This window comes from Pseudomonas caricapapayae (assembly GCF_001400735.1).
GTDB classification, from domain to species: Bacteria; Pseudomonadota; Gammaproteobacteria; order Pseudomonadales; family Pseudomonadaceae; genus Aquipseudomonas; species Aquipseudomonas caricapapayae.
On sequence record NZ_LJPW01000080.1, the window covers coordinates 45,134 to 56,839 of the forward strand.

Consider the following 11,706-nt stretch of genomic DNA (forward strand, 5'->3'; position numbering starts at 1 on the left):
CTGCATGCCTGTTCACGTTATCGACAGCCTCGGCACCGTCGCGCCAGCCCAATGGGATGCGCTGGTGCCAGGCAACCAGCCATTTCTGCGGCATGCATTTCTCAGTTCGCTGGAGGACAGCGGCAGTCTCGGGCCTCGTTCTGGCTGGCGTCCCGAGCATGTGCTGCACTATGAGAACGATCAACTGGTGGCGGCGTTGCCGGCCTACCGGAAGTGGCATTCTTATGGCGAGTATGTGTTCGATCACGCCTGGGCAGACGCTTGTCGTCGCGCCGGAATCGCCTATTACCCCAAGCTGTTGGTAGCGGTGCCTTTCAGTCCGGTCGGCGGCTCGCGCATTCTGAGTAAAACGCCACAGGGCGGCATGGAGTTGCTCGGCGAGCTGCCGGCCTATCTGCAGAGTGAGGGGTTGTCGAGCGCGCACGTCAACTTCACCGATCCGGCTGCCGATGCCTTGCTTGCGTCGCAACCGGACTGGCTGCAGCGTTTTGGCTGCCAGTTCCACTGGCATAACCGGGGCTACCGCGACTTTCAGGATTTTCTCGACGCATTGAGTTCGCGCAAGCGCAAGCAGATGCGCAAGGAGCGCGAGCAGGTGGCGGGGCAGGGCATCCAGTTTGAATGGCTCGAAGGCGCGCAGATGACCGAGGTGCTGTGGGACTTCGTCTTTGCCTGTTACTCCAATACCTATGAAGTACGCGGGCAAGCGCCGTATCTGACCCGCGAATTCTTCAGCCTGCTGGCCGAGCGCATGCCGGAGGCGATCCGCGTGGTCATCGCCTTGCAAGGCTCACGCCCTGTGGCGATGGCCTTCAGTCTGATCGGCGACGACAGCTTTTATGGTCGTTACTGGGGTTGCCTGGCGGAGTTTGACCGCCTGCACTTCGAGACCTGTTTCTATCAGGGCATGGACTACGCAATCGCCCACGGCCTGCAACGATTCGATGCGGGTGCGCAGGGAGAGCACAAATTGATCCGCGGCTTCGAACCGCAGATTACCCGTTCGTGGCATTACCTGATGCATCCTGGATTGAAAGAGGCTGTCAGCGAGTTTCTGGAGCAGGAGCGAGTCGGCGTAATGGCCTATGCAGAGGATGCGCGCAGTGCGTTGCCGTATCGGCAGGCGGACTGATCTACCAGCAGACATTCAGCGGCCGCACTGACCTCTTCGCTTGCTCGGGAAGAGGCCAGCAACCTCTCTGCGCTCAATCCACCCCCACAAACCCCCCGGTCTGGTGCTGCCACAACCTCGCGTACAACCCGCCACGTGCCAGCAGTTCGCTGTGCGTGCCGGTTTCGGCTATCTGGCCTTTCTCCAGAACCACAAGGCGATCCATGCGCGCGATCGTCGACAAGCGGTGCGCGATGGCGATCACGGTCTTGCCCTGCATCAACGTTTCCAGGCTCTCCTGAATCGCTGCTTCGACTTCCGAGTCGAGTGCCGAGGTGGCTTCGTCCATGATCAGGATCGGCGCGTCCTTGAGCAACACACGGGTGATCGCGATACGCTGGCGCTGACCACCGGACAGCTTGACGCCGCGCTCTCCCACATGGGCGTCGAAGCCGGTGCGACCTTCGGAGTCCGACAGCAACGGGATGAACTCTTCGGCGCGGGCCTTGCGAATCGCTTCCCAGAGCTGCTCGTCAGTTGCGTCAGGGTTGCCATACAGCAGGTTCTCGCGAATCGAACGGTGCAGCAGCGACGTGTCCTGCGTAATCATGCCGATCTGCGCACGCAGGCTTTCCTGAGTGATTTCCGAGATGTCCTGGCCGTCGATCAGAATCCTGCCGCCCTGCACGTCATACATGCGCAGCAACAGGTTCACCAGCGTTGATTTGCCTGCGCCTGAAGGGCCGATCAGACCGATTTTCTCGCCCGGCTTGATGTCCAGGTTGAGGTTGTGAATGATCCCGTTGCCATTGCCGTAATGGAAATCGACGCCGTCGAACCGGACGCCGCCGTTTTCTATCTTCAGCGGCAATGCACCGGGTCTGTCATTGACCGTGACAGGCTGCGAGATACTCTGCAGACCGTCCTGTACGGTGCCGATGTTTTCGAAAATGCCATTGACTACCCACATGATCCAGCCGGACATGTTGACGATGCGGATCACCAGTCCTGTGGCCAGTGCGATCGCACCCACCGAGATCATGGACTGAGTCCACAGCCAGAGCGCCAGACCGGTGGTGGTGACAATCAGCACGCCGTTCATGGTGGTGATGGTGGTGTCCATCGACGTGACGACGCGGCCAGCCAGCTGGCTTTTTTCGGTTTGATCGCGCATCGCTTCGCGAGCGTACTGCTGCTCGTGGTTGGTATGGGCGAACAGCTTGAGGGTGGTGATGTTGGTGTAGCCGTCGACGATTCGGCCCATGAGCCGGGAGCGGGCATCCGAAGAGTCCACCGAGCGCTGCTTGACCCTGGGCACGAAATACATCAGCGAGAGTATGAACGCCACGATCCAGGTGCCCAGCGGGATCATCAGGCGCCAGTCTGCTTCGGCGAACAGCACCATGGCGCTGATCGCGTAGATCAGCACATGCCACAGCGCATCCACCGACTGCACTGCCGAATCGCGCAACGAGTTGCCGGTCTGCATGATGCGCTGCGCGATACGCCCGGCGAAGTCGTTCTGGAAGAAATTGACGCTCTGTTTGAGCACGTAGCTATGGTTCTGCCAGCGAATCAGGTTGGTCATGCCGGGGCTGATGGTCTGATGCACCAGCAGGTCATGCAGGCCGACAAAGATCGGCCGCAGCAGCAGGGCCACCACCACCATCCAGATCAATTCCGGGCCGTGGGTGCTGAAAAAACTCTCCGGCGGCGTGGTCTGTGCCAGGTCAATGATGCGGCTCAGGTAATTGAACAGCGACACCTCGATCAGTGCTCCGACCAGCCCGACCACCAGCAGCGCGGTGAACGTCGGCCATACCTGACGCAGGTAATAGAGGTAGAACGCGAAGACGGTATTGGGCGGGGCAGGGGTAGGAGCGTCTTTGAAGATATCGATCAGTTTTTCAAAACGACGATAAAGCATTGGCTATCACACCCACGCGACGTGGGTTCTCCTTGATAAGTGGAGGCTCTCCCGTCCGGATCGCATGAAGCCTGCGGCTTCATGCGATGCAGGTTCCTGCTCAGTCGACGCGTTTGGCGGACTTGATCAGGATCGGGTCGATTGGCACGTTTTGCATGCCTTTCTGAGTGCTGGTCTGGGCGTTGACGATGTTGTCGACAACGTCCATGCCTTTGACGACTTTCCCGAACACCGCATAACCGAAGTCACGCGTGCCGTTGTCGAGCATGGCATTGTCATTGGTGTTGATGAAGAATTGACTGGTGGCCGAGTTCACGTCGGAAGTACGGGCCATGGCGATGGTGCCACGGACGTTGTGCAAGCCGTTCTGTGCTTCGTTCTTGATCGGATCCTTGGTCGGCTTCTGAACCAGTTGCTGGGTGAACCCGCCGCCCTGCACCATGAAGCCTGGAATCACGCGGTGAAAGATGGTGTTGGTGTAGAAGCCGCTGTCGACATAACCCAGAAAGTTCTGGGTGCTGACCGGCGCCTTGGTGTCCGCGAGCTCGATTTCAATCTGGCCGAAGCTGGTGTCGAGCACCACATGTGTGGCCTTGTCTTGAGCGGCCATCAGGTTGGCGGCAAACAGCACGGAGCAGGCGGCGAGAGCGATTTTTTTCAGCATGTGGCAACACGTCCTTCGGTAAGAGATATCGACTGTGACCGGCAAGGTAACCACGTTTGGCGTCCTTTGCCCAGCGCGTTGGAGGGTTTGCAAGGCTTCACGCAAGCGGTCTGCCTGCCAACAGTCCGCACACGTTTTTCAGACTGCGCTGCTCGCGATGAATTCCAGCAGTGTGCGATTGAATTGCTCTGGCTGGTCCAGCGGCGTGGCATGCCGGGAGTCGTTGATGACCTCCAGCCGTGCGTTGGGCAGGCGTTTGACGTAAGCCTCCTTGAGCGCGACCGGTGTGTAATCATGTTCGGCGGCAATGATCAGGGTCGGGCAGGTAATACGCCCCAGCCTGTTCTCCACGCCCCAGCCGACGATGGCATCGAAACTGGCCAGGTAGGCGCGCTTGTCGTTTCTGCCCCAGCGTTCGGCCATCTTGCGCCGCAGGTCGGCCTGTTCCGGGTGTGGAAACAGCAGCTTGCCCAGCGCCTTGCCCAGGGTTTCCATGCTGACGATGCGTGACAGGGTCCAGCGTCTCGCCCACTGCCACAGGTCTGCGGCGCTTCTGACCTTGACCTGCGGCGCGCTGTTGACGATGCACAGGCTCTTGAGCAACTGCGGCTGATCGGTGGCCAGCTGGAAGCCGATCATCCCGCCCATCGACAGGCCGACCAGGTGCACAGGGCCCAGACGAAGGTGTTCGATAAGCGCATCTACGTCATTGCTCATGGCCCGAATACTGTAGCGCCCGTACGGTTTGTCCGAGCGCCCATGGCCGCGCATGTCCATGGCGATGACGCGGTATTGCCTGGCCAGTACCGGAATCTGATATTCCCAGTCCTGACAGCTTGAACCCAGGCCATGCAGCAGCAGGACAGGTTCGCCCTGGCCATACTCTTCATAGTGCAGCGAACAGTCGTCGTGTTCGAAGAACGCCATGTGCCTTCTCCTGTCAGGCGTGTTGGGGAGCGTGGGTGGCTGTGGTGAGCGGCGTTGTGTCGAAGGTGCGGATCAGATCGATCAGAATCTGGGTGGCCGGGCCCAGTGGCCTGTCCTTGCTGGAGTAAAGATAGAATATCGGGTTGCGACTGCCGCCCTTGTCCAGGCGCAGTGGTTTGAGCAGCCCCTCGCGCAGTTCTCGCTCGATCATGTGGCGAGGCAGCCAGGCGAAGCCCAGCCCGTTACTGACGAAGGTCGCGGCTGTGCCCAGGCTGCCGACTGTCCAGCGCTGTTCTGCACCCAGCCAGCCAAAATCCCGCGGTTGCTGCCTGCCGGAATCGCGAATGACCACTTGCAGCTGGCTTTCGAGGTCCTGGAAGGTCAGTTCGCGATTGGTCTGGTGCAGTGCGTGGTCCGGATGAGCCACGGCGACGAACTCGACGGCGCTCATCTCGGTGCCCAGATGGCCAGCAATGCCGTAGCTGCTGATGGCCAGGTCCGCCACACCTTCGAGCAGCACTTCCTCGACACCCGAGAGCACTTCTTCACGCAGCCGCACGCGGCAACCACGGCTCTGCGGCATGAACGCGGTCAACGCCCTGACCAGGCGCGCCGAAGGGTAGGCCGCATCGATCACCAGACGCACTTCCGCTTCCCAGCCTTGCTCCATATGGTGAGCGAGGTCTTCCAGTTGACTGGCCTGCTTGACCAGTTGCCGCGAGCGGCGCAGCAGCACGCCTCCTGCATCGGTCAGCACGGCCTTGCGCCCATCTATGCGCAGTAATGGCACGCCGAGCTGTTCCTGCATGCGTGCCACTGTGTAACTCACCGATGATTGCGAGCGGTGCAGCGCCTCGGCGGCCTGAGCAAAACCACCGTGATCGACCACCGCTTGTAACGTGCGCCACTGGTCGAGAGTCACGCGGGGCGCTTTCATGCTGTAATTCCTCTTAATGTGCTGGCTTATTGTTCTATTCTGACAATCCCGCTTCGGAGATCGCTGAATGAATCGACTGTGCTGTGTACTGCTGGTCATGTTGCCTGTGACAGCTTTCGCGTACCCCATCGAGGTGGAAAAACAGTACCAGGGCGTGAAGATCGATTACGTGACGCACGACGTCTATCACAACATCGGATCGATCACCGTCAACAACTATGGGGATGTAGACGCCAAATGTTCGGCCGTGTTCGTCAACGGGCCAGAGGCACCGCGTACACGGCATGTGCAGGTTGGCGCAGGTCAGAGTGTCGACGTTTCATCCACGTTCAATCGCAGCATCATCAAGTTGCGAATCAGGCTCAACTGCCAGCCAGCCTGAGAGTAGAGCGCTCTTATGGATAAAACAAATTTATGCAGGGGCGCGCAAAGCGCCGGGAAATGCATTCCCACGCGAGCGTGGGAATGATCATTGTCATGCTCTGAGCCCCGTGCTTCGGGCTCGGTCAGGCTTGCATAGAACGCTGAGCGCCGAGCCCATGCAGGGTCAGACGATGATATCGGCGGCCTGCAAGGTCTGTACGCCAGTGAGCTGGATTTCGAAGTCCGCCCCGACGTTGTCATCGGTGTTGCCATACAGCACACCGTCGGCAAAACGAAGCTCACCGCTGTTGTTGGCGCTGAACGCCGCGTTGCCGATGAACACAAACGCATCATGGCTATCGGTCAGCGGCCGGGCATCGAAGCCGGAGAAGTCCAGTTTGTCGCCTTCTGCGGCCTTGAAGCCATTGATGATGTCGCGCAGGCTGCCCAGCCCCGCTTCGTTGCTGTTATTGAACACGTAGTGGTCGGCACCGGTGCCGCCGATCAGGGTGTCGGTGCCGACTCCACCGATCAGTACGTCGTCGCCTGCGCCGCCGGACAACGTGTCATTGCCTTCGCCGCCGCTCAGCGTGTTGGCATTTTTGTTACCGGTCAGTGAGTCGGCAAACTGGCTGCCGGTCAGGTTCTCGATGCCCTTCAGTGTGTCCAGCCCCGAGCCTCCGGTGGCCTGTTGTGCGCTAGTGTTCAGCGCCACGGTGACTCCGGCACCCGCCAACAGATACGACACTGTGTCATTGCCGTCGCGTCCGTCCAGAACATTGTCGCCTGCGCCTGCGTAAATCAGGTTGTCGAGGGCATTGCCCGTTGCGTTGGCGGCCCCCGTGCCGGTAACCACGATGTTTTCCAGGTTGGCCCCCAGCGTATAGCTGGACAACGCGCTGTAAACCGTATCGACGCCGCCCACCTGTTTATCGGCCTTGGTCTCGACCACCCGGTCTGCGGCATCGTCGACGTAATAACTGTCCGATCCATCGCCGCCGGTCAGCAGGTCGGCACCCGCTGCGCCGTCGAGAATGTTGTTGCTGGCATTGCCGGTAATGACGTTCTTCAATGCGTTACCGATGCCATTGGTGGCAGATACACCGGTCAGCAGCAGGTTTTCCACATTCGCCCCCAGCACCCAGCTGACGGAAGACACTACGGTATCGATCTGCGAGGGCGAATCATTGCTTTCGGTGACGGTATCGAGCGCGTTATCGACCACGTAGATGTCGTTGCCGTCACCGCCGGTCATGGCGTCTGCGCCCTGATCGCCATCCAGTACGTCGTTGCCGGCGCTGCCCACCAGGGTGTCGTCATCACTGGTGCCAAAGATGTTGCCACCTTCGTTCTGGCCACTTTCGAAAATGGCCGCCGGGTCATTGTTGTCGCTGGTATTGCCTTGAAAGCCCAGATCATCGGCAATGAAGTCCGCCAGACGCTGGCCGACTATTTCGGCAGACTCTTCATGCAAATGCCAGACGTCATCGGGGTAAACCAATGGGTTGACCTCGTAACGCAAGGGCAGGTCGGTATAGTCAACCGCCAGCTTGACGTCGGCACGCTCGTTGGCGATGGCTTCCTGGGCAGTTCTTACGTACCCGGCACCCTCGACGATGGCGTTGATCTTTTCCTCGGTGTAACCACGCGCCTTGGCCGCTTCGGTCTGGTAATGGCCGGTTTCAGCCATGTACACGGTAAAGTCGCCTATCTGTGCATGCAGGTAATCGAATACCTTCAGGGTCGAGGCTTTGTACAGATCGGCTGCCGCCTGCTTGTCAGTGGCGCGGGCGATTTCCTGTGCGGCTTCTTCGCCCTGGCCCCATATGATCCCGGTCGTCACTTTGTCGATAGACGTCAGCGATGCCAGTTGCGACTTGAGCAGTTCAGCAGCGCGCAGCAGTGCCGGACCAGGCTGATCGGTATCGACCAGCCACCAGGAAACACGCTGTTCTTCCTGGGTGCCGGTCGAGTAGCCGACGACGGTGCTGCCGCCCACGGCAAGGTCAATACCATCACCATTGGCATCGGTGAACTGACTGCGGACGTCGTAATCGGTGTAACGGGCCAGGTCCTTGACCATTTCCGAGGTGCCTGACTGGTTATCGTCCTCGGTCATCCGCAGCAGGCGGGCGTTGGACTGGCCCAGCGTCGGCAGGTAGAGAATTTCCTGGGCCTCACGCTGAGCGAAGACGAAGTCCGCGTCGGTCAGGGTGTCGATCAGATTGCCGCTCAGGGCGATTTCGAAGCGATTGCCGTCGGCATCCGGCGTGGCCGACTTGATGTAGGTTTTGTCGCCTGTCTCGTTGAGGGTCATGTACAGCGTGTGGTCTTCACCGCTGCCCAACCCCAGAAAGCCCAGCGCGGATACGTCTATCCTGTCCTGACCGGGAGTGAAGTCGTAGATCGTGTCGGTGGCGGTCAGCCCGCCAGCGTCGTAATCGCGATAGCTGTCGGTGAGTACGCTGTAAACGAATGTGTCGGCATCGGCTCCACCGTACAAGGCGTCGCGCCCTGCGCCACCGTTGATAATGTCGGCACCGGTATCGCCGCGCAGCGTATCGTCGCCGGCCAGCCCCAGAAGGGTGTCGTTACCTTCGGTGCCGTACAGCGATTCCGCATTCTCGGTGCCGGTCAGAATACCCGGCGTCACGTTGCCCACGGTGATGGCAAAACTGTCAGCCACCGACGCGCCCGTGGCATCGCTGGCGGTCAGCAGCACGGAGTAAAGCCCTGATGCAGTGCCGCCTGGCGTGCCGCTGAACGTCAGGGTCTTGCTGTCGAACTTCAACCACTCGGGCAGGGCGCTGTTATCAGCCAGGGTTGCGCTGTAAGTCAGTGTGTCGCTGTCTGGATCACTGAAACTGCCAGGTTGCACCGCATAGGAGAACGCTTTCAGCTCGGTAACGTTCTGGTCCATCAGCGGCGTATTGAGTACCGGTGCCTGATTGGCGGCCGACGCGGTGGAGAAGATGAAGCTGGACGCACTCAGTTTGTCGAGCAGATTGCCTTGCAGCGCGATCTCGAAGCGATTGCCGGTAGTGTCGACTGCATTGGTCTTGATGTAGGTCTTACTGCCGTCGGCATTGACGGACAGGTAGATGGTATTGGCGCTGCCATCCCCCAGGCCACGCAGGCCGATGCTGGACAGGTCGATTCGGTCCTCGGCAGGGTTGAAGTCGGTGATGGTGTCGCTTTGCTTGGTACTGCTGGCGTTGTAGTTGCGATAGCTGTCCAGCCGCGAGTTATAGACGAACACGTCCGCGCCTGCACCCCCGGTCAGGGTATCGGCATCAGCCCCGCCGTTGATGATGTCTGCACCAGCCCCGCCGTCGATACGGTCAATACCGGCATTGCCATTGATGACATCATTGCCGTCAGTGCCGGTGAGAGTATCGCCACCCGCCGTACCCTCCACGACCCGCTGAAAGATGAAATGGCTGGCATTGAGTGTGTCTTTCAGGTTGCCGCTCAAGCCCAGTTCGAAGCGGTTGCCGCTGGCATCGGCGTCGAGTGACTTGATGTAAGTCCGGTCGAGCGTGGCGCTGTAGCTGATGTTCAGCGTGCCGCCTTTGCCGCTGCCCAGCCCGCTGAACCCCAGGTTTGTCAGGTCGATGCGGTCCTGGCTGATGTCGAAGTCGGTGACCAGGTCGGTGGCGCTGGCGGTCGCCGTGCGGTAGCTGTCGGTCAACTGATCGAAGCGAAAGGTGTCGGCACCCGCGCCGCCAGTGAGTTTGTCGGCACCGGCACCGCCCACCAGAATGTCGTCACCGGCACCGCCGTTGAGTGTGTCCTTGCCGACCAGTCCGAGAATCATCTCGTTTGCTGCACTGCCGGTGATCGCATCGTTGGCCTCTGTCCCTTGCACGGTGACCAGTGGAAACGAATCGCCCGCAAAGCTGCCATCGCCGTAAACCAGGGTCAGCCCTTTGCTGGTGTGACTGATGGTGTTGCCGACGATACTGTTGCGGTCGGTGCCGTCTTCGTTGCGCTCGGCAACGCCGTAGGTGGAGTTGTCACTGCCTGTGATCACATTGCCGCGGATCAGGTTGTCGCTGCCGTTGAAATATTTGCCGGAGACGCCCGAGGTGTCGTCGTAGGATTGAATGATGATCTCTGGCACAGGCGCGCCGAGCGAGTTGTTGCTCAGGGTGTTATCAAAGACATCCACCCCGGAACTGCCGTAGATGCGTACGCCCGCACTGCCGTTGTCGTGAATGTCCAAGCCGCTGACCGAGACCTGGCTGGACAGCTTGATGAGCACGCCTTCGGCACCGTTGCCGTAGACCGCGCCACCGGTGATAGTGATATTGGCGGGCGAGGGGATGTTTTCACTGCCGCGCTGTACCACGATGCCGGTGCTGCCATTGCCGTAGGCGACGTTGTTGCTCAGGGTAAAATCGTGGGTGCTGGTCACCACGTTGAAGCCGTGGCGGTCGTTGTTGTAAGCGATGTTGTTTTCAAACACGCTGTCGCTCAGGTAATCGGCCACGAAGCCGTCGAGGCCGTTGCCATGGGAGACACTGTTCTTGATCACCATATTGACGGTCTGTTCGTGCGGGTCAAAACCGTATCCCGAGCAATCCTTGATCTCGACGCTGTCCAGCGTCACGTTCGAGTCCTTGCCGTCAGAGCCTGGAATGTAACCGTTGAACCAGCCGTCGACCTTGCCTGTGGTCGCGTCCCGGTTACCGTCCAGTGTCAGATTTTTCATGCCGAAGTCGTGAGTCTCTTCGCCGTAGGCCGAGCGCACGATGCCGGTGATTTTGGTATCTGAGCCATCCGCGAGTTTGATGACCGTCTCGCCCATGCCTGCGCCCGACAAGGTGACGTTGCTCTTGAGCATCAGGCAGCCATCCGAAGGCTCCTCGCCGCCGGACACAATGTATGTCCCGGCCCCCATGACCACTTCCCCACCGCCTGCCGCAGCGGCTGCGTCGATTGCGGCCTGAATGGCTGCCGTATCGTCAGTGACGCCGTTGCCCAGTGCTCCAAAATCTTTTGTGTTGAATATCATGATGTTACTCCAGGCGACGCGCATTTCAGGTGAGGAAGTCAATATTGCAGCGGTCCGATCATAAGACCTTTCGTTCAGGAAAAGTTGCTTGATATGGTCTATATTTTCGGCGAAACCGACGACATGTGCGTCAATAATGCAGCTGTCATATTTGTGACGGGTAACGCGGGTCGCGGCGATGGGTTGGCGTCAAAAAGCGGCGGTCTTCGAGTGGACAGTGAATGACGCAACCGCTATGGTCGCGCCCTTCAAAAATGAGGGGCGGGCATGGGATATCTACTTTTCGTCACACTGATTCAGGCGTTTTCGTTCAGCCTGATCGGTGTTTACCTGGCCGGGCACGTCGACAGCTACCTCGCGGTGCTGGTCCGCGTGGTGCTGGCCGGTCTGGTGTTCATTCCGCTGACCCGTTGGCGTCAGGTCGAACCCCGCTTCATGCGCAGCATGCTAATGATTGGCGCGCTGCAGTTCGGCGTCACTTATGTCTGCCTGTACCTGAGTTTCAGGGTGCTGACGGTGCCGGAAGTGCTGCTCTTCACCATCCTCACGCCGCTGCACGTGACGTTGATCGAAGATGCGCTGAACCGAGGCTTCAACCCCTGGGCATTGCTGGCGGCGGTGGTCGCGGTGCTGGGCGCTGGCGTGATTCGTTACGATGGCCTGGACGGCGACTTCCTTGGCGGTTTCCTGTTGCTGCAACTGGCCAACTTCACCTACGCCGCGGGGCAGGTGCTGTACAAGCATCTGGTGGCGCGCCACC

At 59.7% G+C, this 11,706-nt stretch carries 8 protein-coding genes; 3 read left to right on the forward strand and 5 right to left on the reverse strand.

What is annotated here, in order from left to right:
- Positions 1-4 precede the first annotated feature (4 nt).
- Positions 5-1,132: a GNAT family N-acetyltransferase gene (locus ALO80_RS12345; protein ID WP_055009219.1), complete on the forward strand. Its 1,128-nt coding sequence runs from the start codon at positions 5-7 to the stop codon at positions 1,130-1,132.
- A 73-nt stretch (positions 1,133-1,205) separates the two neighbouring features.
- Here the strand turns inward: ALO80_RS12345 and ALO80_RS12350 are convergent, their stop codons facing one another.
- From ALO80_RS12350 to ALO80_RS12365, 4 genes are all read right to left on the reverse strand, one after another.
- Positions 1,206-3,038, reverse strand: coding sequence for an ABC transporter ATP-binding protein (locus tag ALO80_RS12350; protein WP_055009220.1), 1,833 nt, complete (start codon positions 3,036-3,038; stop codon positions 1,206-1,208).
- Positions 3,039-3,138: 100 nt separating this feature from the next.
- A complete protein-coding gene (locus ALO80_RS12355; RefSeq protein WP_055009221.1) occupies positions 3,139-3,702 on the reverse strand; it encodes a peptidylprolyl isomerase in 564 nt (187 codons plus the stop codon).
- Between the two features lie 138 nt (positions 3,703-3,840).
- Positions 3,841-4,629: an alpha/beta fold hydrolase gene (locus ALO80_RS12360; protein WP_055009222.1), complete on the reverse strand. Its 789-nt coding sequence runs from the start codon at positions 4,627-4,629 to the stop codon at positions 3,841-3,843.
- A 13-nt stretch (positions 4,630-4,642) separates the two neighbouring features.
- Positions 4,643-5,566, reverse strand: a complete 924-nt coding sequence (locus ALO80_RS12365; protein WP_054984586.1) for a LysR family transcriptional regulator — start codon at positions 5,564-5,566, stop codon at positions 4,643-4,645.
- A gap of 67 nt (positions 5,567-5,633) precedes the next feature.
- On the opposite strand from ALO80_RS12365, the gene ALO80_RS12370 reads away from it, so the two are divergent.
- Entirely contained in the window at positions 5,634-5,948 is a 315-nt protein-coding gene (locus ALO80_RS12370; protein WP_055009223.1) for a hypothetical protein, read from the forward strand.
- Between the two features lie 165 nt (positions 5,949-6,113).
- Here the strand turns inward: ALO80_RS12370 and ALO80_RS12375 are convergent, their stop codons facing one another.
- Positions 6,114-10,946, reverse strand: coding sequence for a M10 family metallopeptidase C-terminal domain-containing protein (locus tag ALO80_RS12375; protein WP_055009224.1), 4,833 nt, complete (start codon positions 10,944-10,946; stop codon positions 6,114-6,116).
- Between the two features lie 267 nt (positions 10,947-11,213).
- Here ALO80_RS12375 and ALO80_RS12385 point away from each other — a divergent pair.
- On the forward strand, positions 11,214-11,706 hold a 493-nt coding region (locus tag ALO80_RS12385), incomplete at its 3' end, for an EamA family transporter (protein WP_144434218.1).